This is a genomic window from Kaistia dalseonensis, assembly GCF_030814715.1.
Taxonomy (GTDB): Bacteria; Pseudomonadota; Alphaproteobacteria; order Rhizobiales; family Kaistiaceae; genus Kaistia; species Kaistia dalseonensis.
On the sequence record NZ_JAUSVO010000004.1, the window covers coordinates 25,124 to 50,425 of the forward strand.

The 25,302-nt window shown below is 65.4% G+C and carries 25 protein-coding genes; 12 read left to right on the forward strand and 13 right to left on the reverse strand.

The genetic code is table 11. The features are described from left to right. Positions 1-68 precede the first annotated feature (68 nt). Entirely contained in the window at positions 69-458 is a 390-nt protein-coding gene (locus tag QO014_RS14035; protein ID WP_266349356.1) for a VOC family protein, read from the forward strand. Between the two features lie 33 nt (positions 459-491). Here QO014_RS14035 and QO014_RS14040 read toward each other — a convergent pair whose 3' ends face one another. Next, positions 492-1,208: a Crp/Fnr family transcriptional regulator gene (locus QO014_RS14040; protein WP_266349357.1), complete on the reverse strand. Its 717-nt coding sequence runs from the start codon at positions 1,206-1,208 to the stop codon at positions 492-494. 69 nt (positions 1,209-1,277) lie between these two features. Further along, positions 1,278-1,697, reverse strand: coding sequence for a hypothetical protein (locus QO014_RS14045; RefSeq protein ID WP_266349358.1), 420 nt, complete (start codon positions 1,695-1,697; stop codon positions 1,278-1,280). On the opposite strand from QO014_RS14045, the gene QO014_RS14050 reads away from it, so the two are divergent. Continuing rightward, positions 1,686-1,883, forward strand: a complete 198-nt coding sequence (locus QO014_RS14050) for a hypothetical protein (RefSeq protein WP_266349359.1) — start codon at positions 1,686-1,688, stop codon at positions 1,881-1,883. The two genes, QO014_RS14045 and QO014_RS14050, sit on opposite strands and share 12 nt — an antisense overlap. Before the next feature lie 166 nt (positions 1,884-2,049). Here QO014_RS14050 and QO014_RS14055 read toward each other — a convergent pair whose 3' ends face one another. The 3 genes from QO014_RS14055 to QO014_RS14065 all read right to left on the reverse strand — a co-directional run bounded on the left by QO014_RS14055 (position 2,050) and on the right by QO014_RS14065 (position 4,315). Then, positions 2,050-2,457 carry a low affinity iron permease family protein gene (locus QO014_RS14055; protein WP_266349360.1) on the reverse strand — a complete coding sequence of 136 codons (408 nt, stop codon included), beginning with the start codon at positions 2,455-2,457 and terminating at the stop codon, positions 2,050-2,052. Positions 2,458-2,513: 56 nt separating this feature from the next. Then, positions 2,514-3,008 (reverse strand): YciE/YciF ferroxidase family protein, encoded by a 495-nt coding sequence (locus QO014_RS14060; RefSeq protein ID WP_266349361.1) that lies wholly within the window; start codon positions 3,006-3,008, stop codon positions 2,514-2,516. Between the two features lie 326 nt (positions 3,009-3,334). Beyond that, positions 3,335-4,315: a GlxA family transcriptional regulator gene (locus tag QO014_RS14065; protein WP_266349362.1), complete on the reverse strand. Its 981-nt coding sequence runs from the start codon at positions 4,313-4,315 to the stop codon at positions 3,335-3,337. 86 nt (positions 4,316-4,401) lie between these two features. Between QO014_RS14065 and QO014_RS14070 the strand changes: the two genes are divergently transcribed. Next, entirely contained in the window at positions 4,402-5,265 is an 864-nt protein-coding gene (locus QO014_RS14070; RefSeq protein WP_370877143.1) for an alpha/beta fold hydrolase, read from the forward strand. Positions 5,266-5,504: 239 nt separating this feature from the next. Further along, positions 5,505-6,725, forward strand: a complete 1,221-nt coding sequence (locus QO014_RS14075) for an alpha/beta hydrolase family protein (RefSeq protein WP_370877144.1) — start codon at positions 5,505-5,507, stop codon at positions 6,723-6,725. Positions 6,726-6,807: 82 nt separating this feature from the next. On the opposite strand, the gene QO014_RS14080 is transcribed toward QO014_RS14075, so the two are convergent. Then, positions 6,808-7,338 (reverse strand): Hsp20/alpha crystallin family protein, encoded by a 531-nt coding sequence (locus QO014_RS14080; RefSeq protein ID WP_266349364.1) that lies wholly within the window; start codon positions 7,336-7,338, stop codon positions 6,808-6,810. Between the two features lie 743 nt (positions 7,339-8,081). Between QO014_RS14080 and QO014_RS14085 the strand changes: the two genes are divergently transcribed. From QO014_RS14085 to QO014_RS14105, 5 genes are all read left to right on the forward strand, one after another. Beyond that, positions 8,082-9,641, forward strand: a complete 1,560-nt coding sequence (locus tag QO014_RS14085) for an arylsulfatase (protein WP_266349914.1) — start codon at positions 8,082-8,084, stop codon at positions 9,639-9,641. A 146-nt stretch (positions 9,642-9,787) separates the two neighbouring features. After that, positions 9,788-10,240 (forward strand): nickel-responsive transcriptional regulator NikR, encoded by a 453-nt coding sequence (nikR, locus tag QO014_RS14090; protein WP_266349365.1) that lies wholly within the window; start codon positions 9,788-9,790, stop codon positions 10,238-10,240. Positions 10,241-10,330: 90 nt separating this feature from the next. Beyond that, entirely contained in the window at positions 10,331-11,728 is a 1,398-nt protein-coding gene (locus QO014_RS14095; RefSeq protein ID WP_266349915.1) for an aminotransferase-like domain-containing protein, read from the forward strand. 161 nt (positions 11,729-11,889) lie between these two features. Further along, complete coding sequence (locus QO014_RS14100) at positions 11,890-12,303, forward strand: DUF983 domain-containing protein (RefSeq protein WP_370877145.1); 414 nt, start codon at positions 11,890-11,892, stop codon at positions 12,301-12,303. Positions 12,304-12,437: 134 nt separating this feature from the next. After that, positions 12,438-13,481 (forward strand): helix-turn-helix domain-containing protein, encoded by a 1,044-nt coding sequence (locus tag QO014_RS14105; protein WP_266349366.1) that lies wholly within the window; start codon positions 12,438-12,440, stop codon positions 13,479-13,481. A 36-nt stretch (positions 13,482-13,517) separates the two neighbouring features. On the opposite strand, the gene QO014_RS14110 is transcribed toward QO014_RS14105, so the two are convergent. Genes QO014_RS14110 through QO014_RS14140 form a run of 7 tightly spaced genes read right to left on the reverse strand, consistent with a single transcriptional unit; the run spans position 13,518 to position 19,105 of the window. After that, positions 13,518-15,173, reverse strand: a complete 1,656-nt coding sequence (locus QO014_RS14110) for a complex I subunit 5 family protein (protein ID WP_266349367.1) — start codon at positions 15,171-15,173, stop codon at positions 13,518-13,520. Between the two features lie 55 nt (positions 15,174-15,228). Next, positions 15,229-16,758 (reverse strand): complex I subunit 5 family protein, encoded by a 1,530-nt coding sequence (locus tag QO014_RS14115; protein ID WP_266349368.1) that lies wholly within the window; start codon positions 16,756-16,758, stop codon positions 15,229-15,231. Continuing rightward, complete coding sequence (locus QO014_RS14120; RefSeq protein ID WP_266349369.1) at positions 16,758-17,090, reverse strand: NADH-quinone oxidoreductase subunit K; 333 nt, start codon at positions 17,088-17,090, stop codon at positions 16,758-16,760. Before QO014_RS14120 ends, QO014_RS14115 begins: the two co-directional genes overlap by 1 nt. Next, entirely contained in the window at positions 17,087-18,031 is a 945-nt protein-coding gene (locus QO014_RS14125; protein ID WP_266349370.1) for an MnhB domain-containing protein, read from the reverse strand. The genes QO014_RS14120 and QO014_RS14125 overlap by 4 nt, the downstream gene beginning before the upstream one ends. After that, positions 18,028-18,324: a monovalent cation/H(+) antiporter subunit G gene (locus QO014_RS14130; RefSeq protein WP_266349371.1), complete on the reverse strand. Its 297-nt coding sequence runs from the start codon at positions 18,322-18,324 to the stop codon at positions 18,028-18,030. Before QO014_RS14130 ends, QO014_RS14125 begins: the two co-directional genes overlap by 4 nt. Further along, a complete protein-coding gene (locus QO014_RS14135; RefSeq protein ID WP_266349372.1) occupies positions 18,321-18,602 on the reverse strand; it encodes an MrpF/PhaF family protein in 282 nt (93 codons plus the stop codon). The genes QO014_RS14130 and QO014_RS14135 overlap by 4 nt, the downstream gene beginning before the upstream one ends. Next, positions 18,599-19,105: a Na+/H+ antiporter subunit E gene (locus tag QO014_RS14140; RefSeq protein ID WP_266349373.1), complete on the reverse strand. Its 507-nt coding sequence runs from the start codon at positions 19,103-19,105 to the stop codon at positions 18,599-18,601. Before QO014_RS14140 ends, QO014_RS14135 begins: the two co-directional genes overlap by 4 nt. Before the next feature lie 753 nt (positions 19,106-19,858). Here QO014_RS14140 and QO014_RS14145 point away from each other — a divergent pair. From QO014_RS14145 to QO014_RS14155, 3 genes are all read left to right on the forward strand, one after another. Beyond that, positions 19,859-20,968 (forward strand): efflux RND transporter periplasmic adaptor subunit, encoded by a 1,110-nt coding sequence (locus tag QO014_RS14145; RefSeq protein WP_266349374.1) that lies wholly within the window; start codon positions 19,859-19,861, stop codon positions 20,966-20,968. Beyond that, on the forward strand, positions 20,965-24,081 hold the full coding sequence (locus QO014_RS14150; protein WP_266349375.1) for an efflux RND transporter permease subunit: 3,117 nt from the start codon (positions 20,965-20,967) through the stop codon (positions 24,079-24,081). Before QO014_RS14145 ends, QO014_RS14150 begins: the two co-directional genes overlap by 4 nt. Before the next feature lie 108 nt (positions 24,082-24,189). Next, a complete protein-coding gene (locus QO014_RS14155) occupies positions 24,190-25,290 on the forward strand; it encodes an AI-2E family transporter (protein ID WP_266349376.1) in 1,101 nt (366 codons plus the stop codon). Positions 25,291-25,302 lie beyond the last annotated feature (12 nt).

Below are 25,302 nucleotides of genomic sequence, written 5' to 3' on the forward strand. Positions count from 1 at the left end.
GGTTCCTGGCTGACGTTCAACGGTTTTCATGCGGGCAACGGCCGAGAAACAGCCCAAGGGCAATTGCCATGGCGCGCCTCAAGGAAATCGTCATAGACGCCGACCATCCAGCAGCCTTGGCGCGCTTCTGGGAGCAGGTCGCGGATGGTTATGCGGTCCGGCCCTACGATGAGGCGGAGATCAGGCGATTGGCCGGTGTCGGCCTTTCGCCCGAAACCGATCCTGTCGTCATGGTCGACGGGCCCGGCCCGACGCTCTGCTTCCATCTACGACGCGGACCACGGCCGGAGCGCAATCGGATTCACCTCGACCTGAGCACCCCCGATCGTGAGATGGAAGTCCAACGCTTGCTCAAGCTCGGGGCCACCATCTTCAGGATCGAAGACGCATTCACGACCCTGCGCGATCCCGAAGGCAATCAGTTCTGTATTGTCGAGCTGGCAGAGCATGATGCCTAGCGGCTGCTCCTGTCCGATCATCACGATATCCGGTCAGATCGCCCCTGTGACCAGCCGCCGATACTCCCTTTCGGGTGTGCCATAGGCGTTGGCCGCGAAGGCCTCGAGCGCGGGTCGGTCGAGGATGGTGACCTTGCCGCGGGTCGAGCGGATGAGGCGGCGTCCTTCGAGTTCATGCAGCACGAGGGTGACGGTCGGCCGACGCACGGCGAGCATGACCGACATATAGTCATGCGTCAGGGCGATCTCGTTCCCGTCCACGCGGTCGTGGCACATGAGCAGCCAGCGGGCGAGGCGCTGGTCGACCTTGTGGGCGGCGTTGGAGAGCGCCGTGAAGGCCGTCTGGATGACGAGGGTCTGCACATAGCGCAGCAGCAGGTCGCGCAGGCCGGGGCTGTCGGCGATTGCCGTTCGGAGCGCTCCGGCTCTGATCCGCAAACCGTGGCCGGCGACCTGCATCACGACCTTCTGCGGCCCTGCCGCCGCGCCGAGAAGCGGATGGATGGGCGATGCGCCGTCGCGGCCGAAGAGGCCTGCCTCAGCGCTTTCGCCCGTCGGGGACGTCGTGATGATCGAGCCGATGCCCGAGTTCGGAAAATACACGTAAGGTGCCGGCGCATCCGCCTCGGCGAGGCCAAAGCCGAACGGCAGATCGACGGCTTCGAGCGCTGGCGTGATGCGAGCGAAGTCCTCGTCGATCATCAGGGACAATAGCCGGTTCTGCACGTCCTGACGGATAGCTGCGTCCATGGATCCTCCAAGCGCCGCTCCGGGCGACTCAAGAGTTCGGGCCAGGTGCCCGGATCATGGTCGGCCCATTCAGTGATCTATAATGATCGAGCCGTCTTTTCGTTCGCCGTTGGCGCCGTCGGCCGAACCGGGCTCTTTCGTCGGCAGGCTATTTCGTGGATCGGCCAGGCCGACTTCATTGGCAACGATGGCGATCCGCTTATCGGCCAGCCCCATGAGATCGATGATCTTGCCGGCGAGCGCATATTCCCCGAGATCGGTTGCTTCCGTCGCGGCCGAGGCGAGGAGCGAGGAAATCTTCAATAATCGTGGCAGGCGGTGCATCGTTTGGTACCGGACGGCGTTGCGGAGACAGCAAGGTCGTATGCTGATTTGTTTCCTCAGTCTTCGGCTAAAGCGACCCTGGGGCGGAACCGTTCGAAAGCTGACAATTGGCCGTTGCCGCCCCGACCAGTAACGATAAGCCGCGAGACCTTCATGCCAAGCCAAGATTTGCAGCTCAACCCGGCACAGTGGGCGCTGCTGCGCACGATGGAATTGGGTCCGATCGACCTGGCTTCCCTTGAAAGCGATCTGCAGGCCCTTGTCCGGCTCGGCCTCGTCGAGCGTCGGGAGACGCTCTGGCGGGCGACGGATGCCGGGCGGATGTTGCTGGCGATGCGGAGAAGCTTGTGAGCCCGGAGGTCTGCGCGCGGCCGCCCTCCGAGATCGGAATGGCCACTCGTTCGCTCTCTCCGCGTCGGGCGGATCGCGGCTGACGGGGCCCGAATGATCATGACGCTGGTCCCGCCGCGCCGTCGGGCGCGGGCAGGATATGTCCTCAATCCAGCTGCGCCCGTCGTCAGACCGGGTGGCCGCGCGCGCGGCGCTCGCCGAGCGTTCGCTCCAGCGCCGCAGCCGTTCGCCGCGCCTCTGCGGCGCAGCGCGCATGCAGCAGGCGCAGCTCCTGATCGGTCAGTTCCTCGATGCCGATGAATTCGTTCTGTGCGTCGGAAGAGCGGATGAGTTCATCGAGCTTCGCCTGCAACGCCGCGCCGTCGCGATTCTGCGTGTTCTGGATGACGAAGACCATCAGGAAGGTGATGATCGTGGTGGTCGTGTTGACCACGAGCTGCCACGTCTCGGAAAAGCCGAAGAGCGGACCGCAGAGCGCCCAGATGATGACGCCGCCCAGGCAGGCCATGAAGGTGATCGGGCTGCCGGCATAGTGAGCCGCTCTGTTGGCGAATTGGGCGAAGAGCTTGTCCATGGGCGCCCCCATGCTGGGAAGGACGGTGACGCTTTCGCGCCACCGTCCATGTCAGGTCAGGCGGCGGCCTTCTGGTTCACCCGCGGCGCGAGCTTGCTGAGCGCGGCATCCGTGCTCTTCTCCTCGGCCAGCGTCGCATCCAACAGCTTGGCCGCGTCGCCGAGGCCGAGCTGTTCGGCCCAGCTCTTCAGCGTGCCATAGCGGCTGATCTCGTAATGCTCCACGGCTTGGGCCGCGCCGATGAGGCCGGGATCGAGCGCGTCGGTGCCCTCGAAATCCTCCATGATTTCGGTCCCTTCCTCGAGGATGCCCATGATGGCGTCGCAGGTCTTGCCGCGCGCCGGCTTGCCGATCAGCTCGAATACCTGATCCAGACGCTCCCGATGCCCCTCTGTCTCCTCATGGTGCTTCATGAAGGCGTCGCGGAGGACCGGATTCTGCGCGGCCTTGGCCATCTTCGGCAGCGCCCGCAATATCTGCTTCTCGGCGAAATAGATGTCCTTCAGCGTCTCGTAGAAGAGGTCGTTCAGGTCTTTCGGCTGCTTTGCCATGATCGTCTCCGTTTGAGCGCAACACGCGCTTTGAGGCCGGCCCATATTGAGAGGGTCGGCGGGTGTCTGGAGGCCGGCATCGTATTCGGGGCACCGGCCGGGATATGGCGCGCCGCCCCGTCGGCCGCAGAGCTAGAATTCCCCTGGCCGGGACGGGTTCCGCTTTAGGCGCGATCGTTCGAGAGCGGACGGACGCGCCGTCGCGATCGGCGGAGGACCGGGGCCGAGGAGCGTGTGGAGAGGGAAGGGTGTTGCAGGTCGCCCCGGGTGCGTTCATTCCGGCATCGACGGAGCGCTGATCTGCTTCTGCGCCGAAGGCGCGCGTCTCAGTTCACGCCGAACCGCTGGCGATATTCATTGGGCGTCAGTCCGGTGACACGCTGGAACAGCCTGCGGAAGGCGGAGGGGTCGCTATAGCCGACCTGCCAGGCGATCTGTTCGACCGAGCGATTGCTGAGTTCGAGCGCCTCGCGCGCCTTGGATATGCGGATCTGCTGCGCATATTCGGTCGGCCGCAATCCTGTCGCCTTGCGAAACCGGCGCAGGAAGGTCCGCTCCTCCAGCTCCGCCCGCCGCGCCAGCTCCGGCACGGACACCTCCTTGGCGCTGGTCGCATGCATCCAGTGCTGTGACCTCAGTATGGCGAGATCGCCATGATCGCGGCGGGGCAGGAAGTGGCGATAGGGCTGTTGCGTGCGGCCCGGAGGATCGGCGAGCAGAAAGCGCGCTGTATCGAGCATGATGCTCGGCCCCATGAAGCGCTCCACGAGCGAGAGGCCGAGATCGGTCCAGGCCAAGATGCCGCCGGCGGTTATGACGTCCCCGTCATCGATCATGATGCGATCGACATCGACCCGAATCGTCGGGAAGCGGCGGGCGAGTTCTTCCGCGAAGGCCCAATGGGTCGTCACCTCGCGCCCGTCCAGCAGCCCGGCCTCGCCCAGCACGAAGGCCCCCGCGCAGACCGAGCAGATCGTGGCGCCGCCGGCATGATGGTCGAGCAGCCAGCCTGAAAAGCCGCTCATCGACTGCATTTTCTCCGGCATGATCAGGCTGGGCGGCGCGATCAGATGCGAGAGCTTGTGCGGCTGGCCCGGATGGCTGTCATAGACACAGCCGATCACGCCATCCACGGGGTCGCGGCGCCAGTGACTGACACGGATGGCGGTCGGCCGCGATTGCGCCTGCGCCTCGGATATTTCGCTCGCTATGCGGAAGAGGTCGGTCAGGCCGTAGACGGCGGCCAGCTGGGAGTCGGGATAGATGACGAGCCCTATATCGGCAACGATCTTGGGTTGTTCCGGCATTTGTCAGTTTCGTCTCGCACATTGTCGCATCCGCCAAGTGGCAGCATGCCTCAACACGCTTATCCAGTCTACGCGCCGCGGTAATCATGCCGCTTCAGTCGAAGGAAAATACGATGAGCACAATCGTCACCAAGGACGGCACCGAGATCTTCTACAAGGATTGGGGTCCCAAGGATGCGCAGCCGATCGTCTTCCATCATGGCTGGCCGCTGAGCGCCGATGACTGGGACGCCCAGATGACGTTCTTTCTGCAGAACGGCTATCGTGTCGTCGCCCATGACCGCCGTGGCCATGGTCGCTCGCAGCAGGTCTCCGACGGACACGATATGGACCATTACGCCGCCGACGCGTTTGCCGTCGTCGAGCATCTCGACCTGAGAAATGCCGTCCATATCGGCCACTCCACCGGTGGCGGCGAGGTTGCCCGCTATGTCGCCAGGCATGGCCAGCCGGCCGGCCGCGTCGCCAAGGCGGTGCTCGTCTCCGCCGTGCCGCCGCTGATGCTGAAGACGGAGGCCAATCCCGAGGGCCTGCCGCTCGAAGTGTTCGACGGCTTCCGCAAAGCCACCGCCGAAAATCGCGCCCAGTTCTTCCTCGATGTTCCGGCCGGCCCGTTCTACGGCTTCAACCGCGAGGGCGCGACGGTCTATCCGGGCGTGGTCAATAATTGGTGGCGCCAGGGCATGATGGGCAGCGCCAAGGCTCATTACGACGGCATCAAGGCCTTCTCCGAGACCGACCAGACCGAGGATCTCAAGGCCATCATCGTACCGACCCTCGTGCTCCATGGCGATGACGACCAGATCGTCCCAATCGCCGATTCCGCGCTGAAGGCGGTCAAGCTGCTGAAGAACGGCACGCTCAAGGTCTACAAGGGCTATCCGCACGGCATGCTCACCACCCATGCCGAGGTGATCAACCCGGACCTGCTCGCCTTCATCAAGGGCTGAGGCCAGCGAACGCACGGTCCCTGCCGGATCGGCCTGACCTGATCCGGCAGGGACGATCATGCCCGCCGCGCCGAGAATGAGGCGGGGCGGGACAATCATGCCGTCGGACCTGCGGCGTCCGTCTCTCGCGCCTCATCTGATCGATTGGCGCGGCCACATTTTTTACCTCTTTGCGCGCTGATGTTCGCCGATGCCCGGCCGCATGCGGTGCCGGGCTTTCGTTTCAAGCCGGGGGTATCATGCCGATCCTATCAAGGGCGCTCGCCGCGTTCGCCTTGCTCTGCCAACTCGCCCTCATGCCGATGGTGGCGCGAGCCGAGGAGACCGGACCGATCCAGGTCAATTCGGGCGTCAGCTATGAGTTTATCGGCCGTTGGGATGTCGACCGTCTCAACGAGATCCTGACCGTCGATACGCCCAAATTCTTCGGCGTATCCGTCAAATACACGCCGGCAAAGAATGCCGTCCGGCTCTACCGCATCACCTACTCGTCGGTCGTGCCCGAGCGGGGTAACAAGCCGATCGTCGCGACCGGGCTACTCGCCTTGCCCGATATCGCCGGCAGCAGCCTTCCACTGGTCTCCTACCAGCACGGCACCGTTTACGGCAGAGAGCAGGTGCCGTCTTTCCCGGACCAGTCGCCCGAGACGCAGCTGATGATCGCGCAGTTCGCCGGCGAGGGCTATGCGCTGATCGGCGCCGACTATTTCGGCATGGGCCAATCGACCGAGCCGGAAGGCTATATGGTCAAGGCGAGCCACCAGCAGGCGAGCTACGACATGTTGCTCGCGAGCCGCGCCGTGCTCGACCATATGAAGATCGCCACGTCGAAGCTCTTCATCGGCGGCTGGTCGCAGGGCGGCTTCGTCACGATGGCCTTCCTGGAGAAACTCGAGAATGCGGGCGTCGCTGTCGCCGCTGCCGCAACGGCCTCCGCGCCGGTCGATGTCTCCGTCGCACTCAACGGCTTCCTGAGCTTCCCGCGCAAGAACGATGCGGATTGGGTCTCGACCCTCTTCATCCTCTCGTCCTTCTCATTCGAGAATTACTATGGCGTGCCGGGCCTCGCGCGCTCGCTTCTGACCGACGAATATTACGACGTCTCGAAGAAGGCCTATGAGCGCCAGCCCTTCGACGCGAAGGACATTCCGACCGACCTGCACAAGCTGATCCGGCCGGAATATTTCAATGCGCAGTTCTTCGCCGAATCCGCCTATGGCCGGCTCGTCGCGGCGACGCAGGCCTATCGTTGGATCATCAAGACGCCGGTGCACAACTATTATGGCGAGGCCGACGAGGCGATCACTCCCGGCCTTGGCCGCCTTGTCATGACGTATCAGCACGCAATCGGCAGCGGCAACGACAAGGTCGAAGCCATCTCGACGGGCGAGACGTCCCATCGCGGTACCTACGCAACTGCCGTGCCGCAGTGGAAGGTCTGGTTCGACGGATTGCAGTAGCCAGAACGAATGCGGCCGGCCTGGCGCCGGCCGCCCTGACAAGGAGCCGATCCGCGTCGTCGGATCGGCTGCGCCGTGACGATCAGGCCGCCTTGACGGCGATCTTCTTCTCGGCCTGCTGGGCCTGCGCCGTCTTCGGCAGTTTCACGGTCAGCACGCCCTTGGCGAAGGTCGCCTCGATCTTTTCGGCGTCGACCCCATCGGGCACGCGGAAAGAGCGGACAAAGGAACCATAGCGCCGCTCGGACAGGTAATAGTCGCCTTCGCGTTGCTCGGTTTCGTCCTTTTTCTCGCCCTTGATCGTCAGCGTACCGTTGGCGAGCTTGACCTCGATATCCTTGTCGTCGAGACCGGGCAGTTCGGCGGTGATTTCATAGGCCTTGCCACGCTCGGCGAAATCGACCGCGGGCGTCATCGCCCACGCGGCCTCGCGCGGCTGGAAGAGGTCGAGCGCCGACCGGCCGAAGGGCAGCCGCGGCGAGCGGAGCCCGAACCCTTCGAACAACTGATCGATTTCGCGGCGCAAGGTATCGAAAGCGCCCCATTCGGCCAGATGGGCCGGAGCGGGGGCCTTGCTCTCGGTCTTGACGGGCAGCTTGGTTGGTTCAGCCATGACAGACTCTCCTTGAATGGAAACGTCAATCGGCGATCGGGCGGAGCGCTCAGGCGCCCCGCGTCTGCGGTCGTCCACACGCATTGTGTGTGCCGCAATATGAACGCGCTGCAGCGCTTCTGCCCTTGATCCAGGTCAATCGATCGGCACACCAGGACGGAGGGCGGATCGCCGCCGCCTGTGTGCGCAGTCCTTGCGCTGGACGGTCAGCGAACCAGACCTGGTGCCGGATGGCGCTGCGGCTCGCGGGAGAGCGGTTGCGCGCCCGTCGCCTGTGCAAGTCGCCCGAGCCGTCATGGCGAGCGGTCGCATAGTCCGATAGTCCTTGAAGTTCAACGAGTTGCCGATCAGGACGATACATCGTCGTCAATCTCACCAGAGCGGATCTCGATAATAAGGAATATGATATAATAATATCTAATATTGGTATTCATGATTATTGGATAGATTTCAGTTGAGGTAAATATATGGGCTGAGATCGCGTTCAATTGAACTTGTTTATCCGCGGATGGTATTTCGGGTATCCTTTCCATGATGTCGCTTGAAACGACAGGCGGCGTCTGTTGCGTCGGCCCCCGTCTGAAGATCAATCAGATGGTCGGGTGCTTGTTTGACGATCATGGGAGGATGAAATGGTCCAAGGCGGCTTGTTGCACGGTCTCCGGGATTTTCTGGCTGATACCGGGGGCGGGCGAACGCGGTTGACGGCCTCGCTCGTCGCCGCGACGGCGCTCACGATCGCCATGCCCGGCATGATGGGTGTGGCGGAGGCTCAGGCCAAGCCGCCCAACATCATCTTCATCATGGGCGACGACATTGGCTGGAGCAATATCGGCATCTACAATCAGGGCATCATGGCCGGGCGCACGCCCAATCTCGACCGTCTGGCCAATGATGGCATGCGCTTCACCGACTATTATGCCGAGGCGAGCTGCACGGCCGGGCGCGCCAATTTCATCACGGGTGAACTGCCGATCCGCACCGGAATGACCACGGTCGGCCAGGCGGGTTCGCCGATCGGCCTGCCCGACGAGGCCGTGACGCTTGCGACGACACTCAAGTCGATGGGCTATGCCACCGGGCAGTTCGGCAAGAACCATCTGGGCGATCTGAACAGGTTCCTGCCGACCGTCCACGGCTTCGACGAGTTCTTCGGCTATCTCTATCATCTCGATGCGATGGAGGATCCCGCGCATCCGAACTACCCGCAGGATCTTCGCGAGGCGATCGGTCCGCGCAACATGGTCCATAGCTGGGCGACCGATGTCGACGACCCCACGGTGCAGCCGCGCTGGGGCAAGATCGGCAAGCAGAGGATCGAGGATGCCGGTCCGCTCTTCCCGCCGCGCATGGAGACGGTCGACGACGAAATCCTCGGCAACGCGCTGAAATTCGTCGACAAGGCGCGCGCCGACGGCAAGCCGTTCTTCCTCTGGCTCAACCCGACCCGCATGCATGTCGTGACGCATCTTTCCGACAAATACGAGAAGATGCGCAATTCGGTAAATGGCTGGAGCGAGCAGGAGGCCGGCATGGCCCAACTCGACGATATCGTCGGCTCGGTCATGCAATATGTCAGGGACAATGGCCTGGAGGGCGACACGATCATTGCCTTCTCGACTGATAATGGCGCCGAGAACTTCACCTGGCCCGATGGCGGGCAGACGCCCTTTGCCGGCGGCAAGGGAACGGCGCTGGAAGGCGGCTTCCGCGTGCCCGCGATCATCAAATGGCCGGGCAACGTGCCGGCGGGCAAGATCGAGAACGGGATCATGTCGGGGCTCGACTGGTTCCCGACCTTCGTAGCGGCGGCCGGCAACCCCAACATCGTCGATGAGCTGCTGGCCGGAAAGGAACTCGAAGGCCGGACCTACAAGGTTCATCTCGATGGCTACAACCAGATGAACCTGATTACCGGCAAGGGTCCCTCGGTTCGCCACGACGTGTTCTATTTCACGGAGAGCACGCTTTCGGCGGTTCGGGTCGACGATTACAAATACCGCTTCACCGACCAGCCCGGTGGCTGGATCGGGGGAACGATCAAGGTCGATTGGCCCATGATCACCAATCTGCGCCTCGATCCCTATGAGCGCACCGGCCTGCCCGAAGGGGCCAATGGATCGCTCAACTACTACAACTGGTTCGTCTACCAGTTCTGGCGGTTCCAGTTCGTCCAGCGCGAAATTGCCGAACTTGCGAAGACTGCGATTGATTTCCCGCCGATGCAGGCCGGCGCGAGCTTCAATCTCTCCGCCGTGAAGGAGCAGATCGACCGCGCAATGGCGGCCCGTACCGGCCAATAGGCTGGCCGCTCCCCCCCGCAGGCGGAATGCCCGCTCGTCCCGAAAGGGGCGGGCGGGCTTTTCACTAAGCGGGATTTGCGTTGCGCCAGCGACTGGCGTCCTATCGGCGACGGTCCGATATGGGACGGCCAGGTCAGGAGGCGTCGATGCAGCGCGTAACGGTAACCCTCGACGATGAACTCATGGTCGAGCTCGACCGCATCATCGCCGCGCGGGGCTATCAGAACCGGTCCGAGGCGATCCGCGATCTGGCCCGCGCCGGGCTGAAGCTCGCAGCCCTCGAGACAGGGTCGGCGCAGAACTGCGTCGCCGTGCTCAGCTATGTCTATGATCATGATGCCCGCGATCTCGCGCGGCGGCTGACCACGACCTTTCACGATCATCACGAGTTGACCGTCTCCAGCCTGCACGTCCATCTCGATCGCGACAATTGCCTGGAGATCGGCGTCCTGAAGGGGCCGACGGCGGCTGTCCAGCATTTTGCGGAACACGTCATCGCGGAGCGCGCCGTGCGGCACGGCAGCCTCCACCTCATTCCCGCGGCCGATGATACGCCTCCCCACGCGCACGCGCCGCACGCTGATCACACGCACGACTGATGTGCGCCGGAGAGTGGCTCGCGGCGCAGCCCTTGCCTCGCGCCAGGAATACCATCATTATACATATATATGCATGATGAGGTGTGCGTGATGGTTCATACCGAGACAGCGGCGAACTGGCTGCCTGCGATCGACAAGGCGGCAGGGCCGGTCTATCTCGCCATTGCCGACGCGCTCGCCGCCGATATCGCGTCGGGGCGTCTCCAGGCGGGTGGCCGCCTGCCGCCGCAACGGACGCTGGCCGATCAGCTCGGCATCGATTTCACGACGGTAAGCCGCGCCTATGCCGAGGCGCGGCGTCGCGGCCTCGTCGATGGCCGTGTCGGCCTCGGGACGTTCGTTCGGCCGCGCCGCGCCGCGATCACGGCTGAGGCGGCGAGCGGCCTGGTCGACATGAGCATGAACCTGCCGCCACGCTTCGATGATCCGGCGCTCTTCGACCGCATGTGGGCCCGGATCGACGATCTGAAGACCGATGGTGGGCTGGATCTGCTGTTGCGTTACCAGGAAGCCGGCGGCACGGGACGCGACCGGGCGGCAGGACGGCTCTGGCTGGCGCCGCGGTTCGGCGAAATCGCAGCCGAACGGGTGCTCGTCGCGCCCGGTGCGCAGGGGGCGCTCCTGGCGATTCTGGGATTGCTGGCGGCGCCGGGCGACACGGTCTGCGCCGAGGCCCTGGCCTATCCCGGCTTTCGCGCCTTGGCGGCCCATCTGAAGATCCGCCTTGTCGGCGTGGCGATGGACGGGGAGGGAATCCTGCCCGATGCGTTCGAGGCGGCCTGCATCAAGGCGACGCCTAAGGCGCTCTACTGCAATCCCACGCTCCATAATCCGACAACGGCGACGATGTCGCTGGCCCGCCGCGAAGCACTCGTCGCGATTGCCCGCCGCTATGGGGTCCCGATCATTGAGGATGACGCCTATGGCGCGCTGCCGCTGAGCCCGGTTCCTCCGCTCGCCTCGCTGGCGCCCGAACTCGTCTATCATGTCGCCGGCCTCGCCAAGAGCGTCTCGCCGGCACTGCGGATCGCCTATCTCGCTCTGCCCGATCATCGCACGGCGGCGCGGGTCGCGGCAGCCATCCGGGCGACGGCGGCCATGGCGTCTCCCCTTGGGGCGGCGATCGCCACCAACTGGATCGAGGATGGCACGGCAGACATGATCCGCGCGGCGATCCGGGCCGAGACGATCGCGCGTCAGGCCTTGGCGTCCGAGATCCTGCCGCAGGAGAGCGCGATCGCCGATCCCGAGGGCTTTCATGTCTGGCTGCGGCTGCCCGAACCGTGGACGCGCGGCGAGTTCATCGCACGCCTGCGCTCGGCCGGAATCGGCGTGGTCGGCAGCGACGCCTTCGCTCTCACCGCCCCGCCCGAGGCCGTTCGCCTCGGTCTCGGCGTGGCGGCGAGCCGCGAGAGCCTGCGGCAGAGCCTGCGGATCGTCGCTGACCTGCTCGACGAGCCGCCCGCCCTTTCGTCCATGGTCGTGTAGGTCCGCGCTGGCGCCGCCTCGACTAATTGTATGTATGTCATGTTGACAATGAATGCATACATACGACATACACGAGGAAAGGACGGCGTGGGTTGCATGATGCCGTCACGGCTGGTTGGTCGTCCGTTTTTGGATCAGCCGCACAGAAAGGATGATCCCCCATGATATCCAATGCGCAATGGCCGCCGTTGCGGCCGATGCAGACCGGATTGCGCGGCCGTTGCCCGCGTTGCGGTCAGGGGCATCTGTTCGAGGGCTTCCTGAAGCTGCGTAAGGAATGCGAGGTGTGCCATCTCGATTATTCCTTCGCCGACCCGGCGGACGGTCCGGCCTTTTTCGTGATCTGCTTCGGCTGCGTGCCGAGCGTCATCCTGGCTCTGTGGCTCGAGGTGGCCTTCTCCGCGCCCTATTGGGTCCATCTCTTCACGACATTGCCCTTCATGTTGCTGACCTGCATTCCGCCGCTGCGGCCGATCAAGGGCTGGCTCGTGGCGAGCCAGTATTTCTACAAGGCGGAGGAGGGCAAACTGATCCAACCCTCCGTCGAGCCCGAGCGGCCCGTCGGACCAAGCTGATGGCTGGGCCGCATCCAGTGTGGGGCCGCGCCCTGCTGCTGGTGGTGTTGGCGGATTGACCCTGCTCGCGCAGCTTGTATGCTCTGGCGATGTTCCTGGTGTCTTTGGGGGCCTTCGAAGACGAGAGGGCTGGGATGCTTGCTGAAGGACAGATAACCGACGGGACCAATCCGCTCGCGCCGATCCATTTCTCGACCAGGACCGTTCCAGTGCGCCAGCAATTCGCGGCCTGGCGCGATTTCATGTCCGAAATCGTTGAAATTACTGGTCCGGGCGCGAATGAAAACGGCTTTGAGGCCGAACACAGCATCTGGGATCTCGGCAATCTGGTCTTTACGCGCGCGCTGATGCCCGCGGGCGCGCCGGCGCGCCGCTGGACCCATCTCGGCCGTGGCTCGATCGACCATTGGTGTCTCGTGCTGGTACGCGACGGTCGTTCGGGCGTGGGGCCGCATCCGCAGTCGCTGCATTTCCGCTCCCTCGGACGCCCCTTCGAAGGCGTCAGCTCCGATACCGATGTGCTGACGATCTATATTCCGCGCGATCTCTTCAGCGGCGCTGCCGGCCTGCTCGACCGCGTGCCCAATATCGTCCCCGATGGCGGCGTATCGGGCCTCCTCGCTGATTATATCGCCTCGCTCGATCAGCGCCTGCCGAGCCTTGCCGAAGGGGATCTGCCCAATCTGGCGTCCGCGACGCAGAATCTGATCGCCGCTTGCCTGCTGCCGACGGCCGACAGGCTCGCAGCGGCCGATGATCCGATCAGCCTAACCTTGATGGAGCGTGCCCGCCGCATCATCCGCGCCAATCTTCACGGTCCGACCTTCGGCCCGGATGAGCTGATCAGCCAGCTCTTCATCTCGCGATCGCGGCTCTATCGGCTGTTCGAACCCGTCGGCGGTGTCGCGCGCTATATCCAGCGCCAGCGCCTGCTGGCTGCCCATGCGGCCATCTCGGATCCCGCAAAAGCCGATCGCTCGATCCTGCAGATCGCCGAAAGTGTCGGCTTCGGCGATGCGTCGAGCTTCAGCCGGGCCTTCAAGCAGGAGTTCGGCCACAGCCCGAGCGATGCGCGTTCGGCCTCCTCGCTCGGCCTGCCGCTTGCCCCCGTCAAGACGCGCATGCACGGCAATGCCAGTTCACCGCTCGGCAGCATGCTGCGCGGCCTGCACGCCTGATGGCTGGGCCGAAACCGGCCTGGCTGTCGTCCCTCGTCAGCGCAAGGCGAAGGTCGCGATCCCGAAGGCGACGGCGAGGATGAGCAGCGACAGGCCCGCGACAGGCCAGCGCCGCAGATAGTCGTCAGCCTGCTCGAACGCCGCGCTGCAACGCGCGGATGCCGGCTTGACCGCACCGAAGAAGACCAGGATATCGCCGCGCGGCACCAGCGGCAGCCGATTGCCCCAGCGCTGGAGCGCGCTCCAGAGCGCGCCCCCGATCAGCATCGGCCAGATCGACGACCAGAGCGCATATGGCTTCAGCGCGTCGGCGACCGATCCGCCGAGCACGCTCAGATAGAGCACCCACGGCACGAGGATGGCCGCGAGCGCGATGGCGAGCCAGGGTGCCACGGGTGACAAGACCATTGAAAGCGCCGATCGCGAAGACGGACGCACCATTTTCGGCTCGATCGGCACGGCCTGCAGGCAGGTCAGGAAATGCAGCATCAGCAGTGTACTGCCGGCGGCCGAAAGCGCTCCGAGCGTGCCGACGAGGCCATAGCCGAGCGTGTCCTTGACGGCGAGCTTGGCCAACGCGCCGCCGGTGAGCGGCAGGCCACCAATGCCGAGCGCGATGATTGCCGCCGGCAAAAGGACTGGCCAGAGGCGCCGCGAGCCGACCGAGGCCGCAGCGCCGATCGCGAGAAACAGCCCGCCTTTGACCAGGATATGATGCGCGGCATAGAAGGCGCCGCCGAGCATGACGCCCCGGTCGCCCGATGAAAGACCCATGCCGAAGACGGTCGCGATCACGCCCATCTGGCTCACGCTCGAATAAGCGAGCACGGTCTTGGGGTTCTTCTGGGTGATGCCGATCGCCACGCCGTAGAAGGCGGAAAAGAGGCCGACGACCACCAGCGCCGTGCCCCAGCCGGATGAGGCGCTGTCGAAGGGCAGGAAGCGGATCATGCCGATCACGCCCGCCTTGACCGCGGCGCCGCTCATCACCGCGACGGCGGGGATCGGCGCGGCCGTATAGGCGAGCGGCATCCAGACATGGAATGGCACCAGCCCCATCTTGATGCCGAAGCCGAGGATGATCAGGCCGATGGTGAGATCGCGCCAGGGCGACTGGGCGAGATTGCCGACCACGTCGCGGATCATCAGGCTGTTGTCGGCCGTCGCGGTCGAAAGCAGCACGAAGGCGAGGAGGAGAAAGGCCTCGCCGAGGACGGCGAGCGCGACATAGACCCGGCCGGCCCGCCGCGTGCTCGGCGTGTCGTCAAAGACGACAAGGCCATAGGCGGCGAGGCTGACCATGGAAAAGAGCAGATAGAAGCTCGGCAAGTCGGCGGCGATGAAGACGCCCATGCTGCCGACGAGCGTCGTCAGCCACCAGACCGAGAAGCGGCCGGCATCCGACCGCCCCCGCAAATATCCCTGCGCGGCGACGCCCGCGACGATCCAGAGCAGCGCGGCGACACCGAGCAGGATCGCGCCGGGCGCGTCGAGCTCGAGTGTCAGGCGGAGCGGCCAGTCGGGGAGGGCGAACGTCGCGCCAGAGGCGAACAGCGCCGTGGCGAGCGCCGGAACCGGCGCATAGGGCAGGATGCGTGGCAGATGCTGCCGCAAGTCTCGTGACAGCGCGCCGAGCAGCAGGACGAGGGGGAAAGCGAGGCTGAGGACGAGGAGCAAGCTGCCGCCGGTCATGGCTTGATCTCCCGGGCCTGATGTCGCGCGAGGGTCGGTGGATGCACGATCTCGATCATGGCAGATGTGCCTCGACCGCAGTGCGACCGATCTGCAGCAGTGGCCACGGCTCCAGCGGCACGAAACCGAGCAGCACCGCGAAGAGTGCGAGCGCCAGCGCGACGCCCTGGCGGCTCACCGGAACGACCGCCTTGAGCTCGGGTGCAGGGAAGGGCTGGATCAGAGTGGGCGAGATCACGCGGAAGATGTAGCCGGCCGCAAGCAGGCCGCCGAGCGTGATCACGATGATCCACCACCATTGCCCTTCGCCGACCGAGGCCTGCAGCAGCATCCATTTGGCCGAAAAGCCGCCGCTCGGCGGCAGGCCCATCAGTGAAAGCCCGCCGATCGCGAAGGCGAAGACGGCGATCGGCACGACGCGTCCGGCGCCACCGAGCCGGTCGATGCGATCATGGCCGAGCGCCTCGTAGATCATGCCGGCGGCCATGAACATCGCCGCCTTGGCGAAGGCGTGCGAGGCGAGTTGCAGCAGGCCCGCCGTCCAGGCGATCGAGGCGAAGGGCGAGGCGATGCCGGAACCGACCGCGAGCGGGAAGAGCAGGAAGAGGTAGCCGATCTGCGCGATCGTCGAATAGGCGATGAGGAGCTTCAGCCGCGCCTGGCGGAGCGCCAGCACGCTACCGAGCAGGATCGCGCCGGCACCGAGAAAGCCGAGGATCTGCGCGGGCAGGTGGATCTGCCCCGGCATGACGTCGAACCAGAGCCTGAGGATCAGGAAGAACGATCCCTTGACGACCAGCGCCGAGAGGATCGCGCTTGCCGCCGCCGGCGCGCCGGCATGGGCGTTGGGCAGCCAGAGATGAAGCGGGAAGAGCGCTGTCTTGGCGATCAGGCCGACCGTCATCAGCGCGACAGCGACCCAGATCACCGGCTCGGAACGGACGACCCCGGCAAGGAGCACGATGTCGAGCGTGCCATAGGCGCCATAGATGAGCGCGACACCGAGCAGATAGAGCACGGAGCCCATCAGCGCGAAGAGGAGATAGCGTAGCGCCGCAGATAGCGTTTCGGCGCGGCCATCGAGGCAGACCAGCGGAACGGCGCCAAACGTCAGCAGTTCGAGCGCGACATAGAGGTTGAAGAGGTCATCGCCCAGGAAGACGGCGTTGAGCGCGCCCCAGACGGCGAGGAGGAGCGACCAGAAGACCATCTGGGCCCGCCCTTCGACACCGGGCGCCGGACCGCGAAACTGGCCGCGCGCAAACAGCACGGTCGCGCACATGACGATGGCGGTGATTGCAATCATGACGGCCGAAATGCCGTCGGAGCGGAGCGCCAGCCCGAGCGGCGGCCGCCAGCCGCCGACGATATAGACGAGGGGCTGGCCCGACGACCAGACCGAGGCGAGGATGGCCGCCGCAATGACGAGGCCAAGCGGGGCCACGACGAGCGCGACGCGCTCGGCCCGTTGACCGCCGAGCAGGACGATCGCGATCGTCCCGATCAGGGGCAGCATGATCGCGAGCACCAGAAGATAACCGCCCGACGTGGTCGCGAGCAGCGCGGCCGTGGTTTCCCCCGTCATCAGCCTGCATCCTCAGCGGAATGGCCGGACCGTGCTTCGCGCCTCGCCGCTTCATTGACCTCGAACAGCCGCATCACCAGCGTGACGGCAACCGCCGATGCCGAAAAGGCGACGACGATGCCCGTGATGACCAGCGCCTGCGGCACGGGATCGCCGCCGAAGCCCGCCGCCGCGCCACGCCGCGCGATGATGCCGAACAGCACGAACACGCCGCCGCCGAGCAGGTTGAAGGCTAAGATTTTGCGGATCGGCTCATGGTGCACGATGATGCCGTAAAGGCCGAGCCCGACCAGCACCGCGCCGCAAAGCCCGAAGAGCGTTGCCGCATTCATGATGTCTTGTCCCGTTCCGCCGGCCCGGAAACCAGCAGGCCGAGTGTCACGGCGATCGTCAGCGTCATCGGGATCTCGATCAGCAGGATGAGCGCCTTGGGGAAGGCGGCGGGATAGGAGAGGAAGCCGCCGGCGATCAGGAATCCGGCAAAGCCGACGACGATGAAGGTGATCGTGCCGGAGAGCAGCAGCAGGCGCAGCGCCCGGCTGCCGATCGCCGGCGGCGCGCGCAGCCCGGCCATCATGGCGAGGATCCACATCGCCGCCAGCACGGTGCCGCCCTGGAAGGCGCCGCCGGGATTGTCCGCGCTGGTCCAGAGCAGGTAGACGCCGAAGACGATGCCGATCGGCGGCAGCAGCTTGGCGAGGAAGGTCAGGGCGCTGTCGGTCACCACGGCCGGCGCGCGGCCGGGGAGACCGCCCCAGTTGCGGTCCGGGCCGAGCGACCAGACGCCGATGAGCGCGAGGAGCAGCACGACCTTTTCGAGCATGGTGTCGAGCGCGCGATAGGCGATCAGCACCGCCGTGACCGGATTGCCCAGTTCGAGCGCCGGAAGATGTTCCGCCGCGGCAATCGCCAGCGACGGCGCCGGATCGGTCGGGAAGAGCACGACGACCGCAAGCCCGATGGTCACGATGGCGCAGAAGATGCCGACCAGGACACGGAAGACGAGGCCCGGCTTTTCATGCGGTGCTGGCTCCGTCGGACGCAGCCGCGCCGCAGCGCGCAGCAGCAGCACGCCGGTGACACCACCGCCGATCGCCGCTTCGGTGAGCGCGACATCGACCGATGCGATGCCGGCCCAGACGAGGCCGAGCAGCATGCCATAGGCGATGAAGCCGATCACGGCCGCCATGGTCTCGCGCGCAACCAGCGTCCACCAGGCGACGCCGATGACGAGGAGGGCGAGGAGGCCGTAATAGAGAGGCAGTAGCGTCACGTCCGCGCTCCGTTGCGCCGTGCCGCCGCACGCGCCAGCAATTGCGAGACCGTTGCGCCGGCGAGTTGCACGAGCAGCCATACGCCGATCAGCCGGATGCCCATGCCGAGGCTGGTCGCCTGCGGCAACAGCCCGAGCACGATCAGTCCGACGCCGAGATTATCCGCCTTGGTCAGCGCATGCAGGCGCGACAGCGTGTCGGGAAAGCGGAGAAGGCCGACCGTGCCGGCCACGAAGAAGAAGGTGCCCGCGCTGACGGCGACAATGGTGAAGGCGTCGAGCAGCAAGGTCATGGCCGATCCGCCGGTTCGTCGCCCCGGGTGCCGAACGCCTCGAGCACGAAGGCGGCTGACGCGAAGGCGGCGAGCAGCGCGATCGAAAGGGCGATGTCGATGATCGCCGGAATGCCGCTGATCACGGCGGAAAGCAGCAGCACGGCCACGCCGCCCGATCCGAGCAATTGCGCGGCCATCATCCGCTCCGCGTCCTCGGGGCCGCGCAGGATGCGCCAGAGGCCCGCCGCCACCGTCGCCAGTATGATGATGCCGGCAAGCGTCAGGAAAACCGTCATTTCCGCCTCGCCAGATCGAATGTTTCCACGAACAGCGCCTCCTCGCGGGCGAGATCGTCGATGATCGGCTGGCTGACGTCGAGGCCATGGATCAGGACGCCGCCATCATCGGTCGTGCCGGCTGGCACCGTGCCCGGCAGCAGGCTCATCGTGTCGCAGAAGGCATCGCGCGCCGTGCCGGGTGGAAGCTTGGTGCGGTAGGTCACGAAGCCGGGATTGATCGGCAGGTCCGGCGCGAGCGCACGCCGGGCGACGTCGATTCCCGCGACGATCGACTGACCGACGAAGCGCAATACGTAGCGGATCGCCGGCAGGATCGAGGGATGCGAGGGGCCGGGCGGCAGCAGCCGGAGGCTGATCCAGGCGGCGCCGAAGGCGGTCAGGATGCCGACCGGAAGATCCTTCAGATAGGCGCCGGTCAGGACAACCCAAACCAGTGTGAATGTCACGATCCGGACCGCTCCGGCGGCGGAAAAGAGGCTCGTCTCAGCGGGGTCGCTCAAGGGGTCGGCTCCGTCATGAGGAAGGGCGATCCGCACCGGCCACCGAAAACCGATGCCGGGCACCAGGAGCGTGGCAATATGCCGGTGATGTCAGAATGCGCATGTCCGAGGCAATCCAGTTTCGCTCTGATCCGCCCTTGCCCGTCGATGAACGCTTCGTGCCGAGGTCCGATCGATCCGCCTGCATCCTTGACACGATTCGCGTCGAAAGACGCGCACCCCGTGCGTATTGCCGATCCCGTCGCCGCCGCCGGTAGCCACAGGGCAAGGCAACTCTAGCCAGAAACGCTGTTTCGACAAAGATCCAACTTCGGCCGATGGAGCCGCGCAATTGCCTTTGGGATTCCGTGCATAGTCGCGGGATCGTCTGCTCATCACAGGACGCACGCCGCAGGCTAGTTTCCGGCATCGACAAGGGGACGCCGGGCGATATGCGCGGCGCATGAACTGATTTCATACGCATTTCATATGCCTGCTGTCTTGTTCCGGCGGACGACCCTTATGCCCGCCGTCGCCGGCAGGCCTTGTTCATGGATCGTGATGTCATCATGCCGGCGGCTCTTGCGTCCGTGGCGGTCCGGGCTCAGAAGATGGGCGGGGCGATCCGTGCGGCTTGAATCGGACGGTAAAGGCCCGCTTGATATGCTGTGCGAGGTCAGTGGCCGGGTGAGCGGCCATTTCCGATGGCGTGACGCGCCTCTCCTCAGGGTGCATTCAAGGTTGACGCGAATATCCATGGATAGGGACAAGGCTGTGGTCAAAGCTGCTGATCGGACCAAGGGAAAATTCGGGTTCTGGCGTGTCGCGCCGATCCTCCTGGTGGCCCCGCTGCTGGCCGCCTGCCAGCAGGAGACCAAATCCGAGGTTCAGGATGCGCGTCCGGTGCGGACCGTCATCACGGCGCGCGAGCCGGGAGGCGAGACCGTCGTCCTGACCGGCCATGTCGAGGCGCAGAACGAGGCCGCCATGTCGTTCCGGATCGGCGGCCGGATGATCGAGCGGCCGGTCAATGTCGGCGATACCGTCAAGGCCGGGCAGATCCTCGCCAAGCTCGACCCCGTCAACGAGCTGAACGCGCTGCGCTCGGCCCAGGCCGCTCTCGCCGCAGCGCAGGGCCAGCTCGTCCAGGCCAGCAACGCTTTCGACCGCCAGCAGCACCTGCTCGGGAATGGCTTCACGACCCGTGCCAATTTTGATCAGGCACAGCAGGCCCGCCAGTCGGCCCAGTCCCAGCTCGACGACGCCGAGGCGCAGCTGGAGATCGCGCATGACCGCGTCAGCTTCACGGAACTGAAGGCGGATGTCGACGGAACGATAACCGCGCGCGGCGCGGAGCCGGGCGAAGTCGTCCAGCCGGGCCAGATGATCGTCCAGCTCGCCCGCCAGGGCGGCCGCGACGCTGTGTTCGACGTGCCGGCGCAGGTTCTGCGCATGGCGCCGACCGATCCGGAAATCACGATCCGCCTGACGGATGATCCCAATGTCAGCGCCACCGGTCGCGTCCGTGAGGTCGCCCCGCAGGCCAACGCCCAGACCCGCACGTTCCCGGTCCGCGTCGGCATCAACAACCCGCCGGCCACCATGCTGCTGGGTTCGACCGTGACCGGCACGATGATGACGAGCAGCGAGCCGGTAATCGCCATTCCGGCGACGGCGCTCACGACCGCCGAGCAGAATCCGGCGGTCTGGGTCGTCGATCCGAGCGCACTGACCGTTTCGCTGCGCAATGTCGACATCGTCCGCCATGATCCGGCGACGGTGATCATCTCGCACGGGCTCGATACCGGCGAGATCGTGGTCACGGCCGGCGTGCAGGCGCTGCACCCGGGCCAGAAGGTTCGCCTGCTCGGATCCGCGCAATGAACGGCTTCAATCTCTCCGCCTGGTCGCTCAGCCACCGTTCCTTCATCATCTACTGGATGATCGCGGTGATGGTGGCGGGCAGTGCCGCCTTCATCCATCTCGGCCGCAACGAGGACCCGCCGATCACGATCAAGACGATGATCGTGCATGCGGTCTGGCCGGGCGCGACGATCGAGGACACGCTGCAGCAGGTGACGGAGCGGCTGGAGCGCAAGGTCCAGGAGATCCCGGAGGTCGATTTCGTCCGCAGCCAGACCAATGCCGGCTCGACCACCCTGTTTGTCAATCTGAAGGACGAGGTGACGTCGGCGCAGGTGCCGGACATCTGGTACGAGGTCCGCAAGGGCATCGGCGACATCCGCGCCACGCTGCCGTCGGGCGTCGTCGGTCCGTTCTTCAACGATGATTTCGGCGACACATTCGGCATCATCTACGGTTTCACCGCCGATGGCTTCACCCATCGCGAGCTGCGCGACTATGTCGAAAGCGCGCGTTCCCGCCTCCTGCAGGTGCCGGATGTCTCGAAGATCGAGCTGATCGGCGAGCAGGACGAGAAGATCTATGTCGAGTTCTCGACCAAGCAGCTCGCGGGCCTCGGCATCGACCGTTCGGCGCTGATCGCGGCGCTGAGGGCGCAGAACGTCGTCAGCCCGGCCGGCGTGCTCGAAACCGGCGACGAGCGCATTGCGCTGCGCGTCACCGGCGCGTTCGAATCCGAGCAGGACCTGCTCGACATCAACTTCGTCTCCAATGGCCGGCTCATCCGCCTGCGCGACATCGCCGAGATCCATCGCGGCTATGCCAATCCTCCTTCGCCGATGTTCCGCGTCAATGGCGAGCCGGCGATCGGCCTCGGCATCTCGATGCGCGAGGGTGGCGATATCCTCGCGCTTGGCAGCAATGTCCGCGCGGCAATGAAGGAGATCACGGCGGAACTGCCACTCGGCATCCAGCCGTCGCTGGTGGCAGACCAGGCGGTGGTGGTCGACGAGGCGATCGGCGACTTCACGACCTCGCTCTGGCAGGCGATCGCGATCATCGCCGTCGTCAGCTTCGTCAGCCTCGGCATTCGCGCCGGAACGGTGGTGGCGCTCGCCATCCCGATTTCGCTCGCCATGGTCTTCGTGGTCATGGACGTGGTCGGCATCGACCTGCAGCGCATTTCGCTCGGCGCGCTCATCATCGCGCTCAGTCTCCTGGTCGACGATGCGATGACCACGGTCGATTCCATGACGACACGGCTCGCCGCGGGAGAGACCAAGGAGGGTGCGGCGGCGATGACGTTCCAGACGCTCGCTCTGCCCATGCTCACGGGAACGCTGGTGACGGCGGCCGGCTTCGTGCCGATCGGCTTTGCCCGCAGTTCGGCCGGCGAATACACCTTCTCGATCTTTGCCGTCGTCGGCATCGCGCTGATCGTGTCATGGCTCGGCGCGGTCATCTTCTCGCCGCTGATCGGCGCGGCGCTCCTCAAGGCTCCGAAGCCGCAGGACCCGAACAAGCCGGTCAAGGTCAACGTCATCATCAGGACGTTCCGCGCGATCCTCGTCACCGCGATGCGGTTCCGCTGGATCACGATCGGCGCCACGCTCGCGGCCTTCGTGCTGGCGATGCTGGTCCTGCCCTATGTGCCGCGCCAGTTCTTCCCGACATCCGATCGTACGGAGCTGCTCGTCGACCTGCGCCTGCCGCAGAATTCGTCGATCTTCGCCAGCGAGGAGGCGTCCAGCCGCCTCGATGCTTTCCTGAAGAGCGATCCGGATGTCGAGCGCTGGAGCACCTATGTCGGCCGCGGCGCGATCCGCTTCTACCTGCCGCTCAATGTGGAACTGGCGAACCCGTTCTTCTCGCAGGCCGTCGTCATCGCGAAGGACGTCGAGGCGCGCATGCGGCTTGAAAAGAAGCTGGATACGCTGCTCGCCGAGGAATTCCCGAGCGCCGTCTCCAACGTCTCGCCGCTCGAGCTCGGCCCGCCCGTCGGCTGGCCGGTGCAGTATCGGGTCAGCGGACCCGACATCAACCAGGTCCGCGATATCGCGCTGAACCTCGCGCAGATCGTCTCGCAGAACAGCGAGACGGAACGCGTCAATTTCGACTGGATGGAGCCCGCGCGCATGGTGCGGGTCCGGATCAACCAGGACCAGGCCCGCCTGCTCGGCCTGAGCTCGCAGGCGCTCGCCGCGTCGCTGAATGCCGTCGTCACGGGATCGACCGTGACGCAGGTTCGCGACGACATCTACCTGATCGATGTCATCGCGCGTGCGACCGACGAGCAGCGCATCTCGCTTGCCAATCTGCGCACCCTGCAGGTGCCGCTGCCCAATGGCCGCACCGTGCCGCTGAGCCAGGTCGCGACCTTCGATTTCGGGCAGGAATATCCGTTGATCTGGCGGCGTGACCGCGAGCCGACGCTGACCGTCCTTTCAGCTGTCAAGCCGGGCGGATCGCCCGAGGCGATCGTGCAGGACCTGGAGCCTGCCGTCTCCAAGCTGATTGCGGGGCTGCCGGCCGGCTACCGCATTGCGGTGGGCGGCACGGTCGAGGAGAGCGCGAGCTCGCAGGCCTCGGTCGCGGCGGTGGTGCCGTTCATGCTGTTCCTGATGGTCTCGTTCCTGATGATGCAGCTGCAGAGCTTCAGCCGTCTTGCGCTGGTGCTGAGCGTCATCCCGATGGGCCTGATCGGCGTCGTCGGCGCGCTCTTCATCTTCAACCGGCCGCTCGGCTTCGTGGCGATCCTCGGCATCCTCTCGCTGCTTGGCCTGATCGCCAAGAATGCCGTGATCCTGCTCGAACAGATCGAGACGGAGCGACGCAACGGCCTGAAGCCCTGGGATGCCGTTGTCGAGGCGACGGTGTCGCGCTTCCGCCCGATCATCCTCACCGCCATTTCGACGGTGCTCGGCATGATCCCGATCGCCTTCACGATCTTCTGGGGCCCGATGGCGTTCGCGATCATGGGCGGCCTTTCGGTCGCAACGCTGCTGACGCTGATCTTCCTGCCGGCGCTCTACACGGTCTTCTTCCGCGTCAGGGAGAACGACCCTGCGCCGAAGGCCGGCGAAGCCAAGGCGGCTGCCGAGACGCCCGCCCCGCCCGCCGCCGCTACGGCGTAGCGAGGGCTCCGCCATCGGGGCCCATCGCGCCGGTGGCCTCACCTCATCTTGAACCTCACATCCGGTAGCCCAAATGGGCTGCCGCGCGAAGGCAGGCTCGGACATCAGATGGCCCAGGATTTCACGCCTTCACCGGTCGCGTCAGACGACGCCACGGCGCGCTGGCGCAGCCATTTCAGCGTGGCGATCAGCCTGATCGCGGTTGGCATCGGCCTCTATCTCGTCTGGCTGACCTCATCGAGCCTGCTGATCCTCTTCGCCGGCGTCCTGTTTGCGGCGTTTCTCGATGCCTGCACGCGCGCGCTGCGCCCAATCCTGCCGATCGCCCGGATCTGGCGGCTTTCCCTCGTCATCCTGATCCTGACGCTGCTCTCCGCCTGGGGCATCTTCCGCGGGGCGGTCGGCCTGCCCGAACAGGTCCGCAGCCTGATCAGCGTCATGGATGCGCAGCTCGACTTTCTGCAGCAGCGTCTGCTCGCCTATGGCATCGAGATGTTCGGCCCCGACGGCGGTCGCGATTTCTCGCGCTTTTTCCCGGGTGATACGCAGCTCTTCGGCCACGCGCAGTTCGCGGTCGGCACGGCGACCAGCTTCCTGGCGGGGCTGATCGTCATCGTCTTCGTTGGCCTGCTCTTCTCCTTTGATCCGGCCGTCTATCGCGAGAGCATCGTTCTCTGCGTGCCGCCGCGCCGGCGACCGCGCGTCCGTCAGGTCCTGGACGAAATGGGCGGAGCGCTCAGGATGTGGCTCGTCGCGCAATGCGTGCGGATGCTGCTGATGTTCGTCGCGGTCTGGATCGCGCTCTATGCCCTGCAGCTTCCCGGCGCCTTCCTGCTCGCGGTGCAGGCCGGCGTGCTCAACTTCATCCCCTATCTCGGCCCGATCCTGGCGGGTATTCCGATTGCGCTCGTCGCCATGCCGCTCGGCGTGCCGATGCTGGTCTGGGCCGTCGGCATCTACACGGTCATCCAGACGATCGAGGGCTATGTGATCGGGCCGCTGATCCAGCGCCGCGCCGCTTCGATCCCGCCTGCCTGGACGCTGGTCGGCATCGTGCTGATCGGGGCGCTGTTCGGCACGCTCGGCATCGCGCTCGCCATGCCGTTGATGGCTCTGGCGCGGATCGCCATCCTGCGCTTCTACGTCGAGGATTGGCTGGGCGACGCGGTTACCGCACCCGTGGAGCCAGAGCCCGCAGAGCGGAGCTGACGGGTCGGCGGT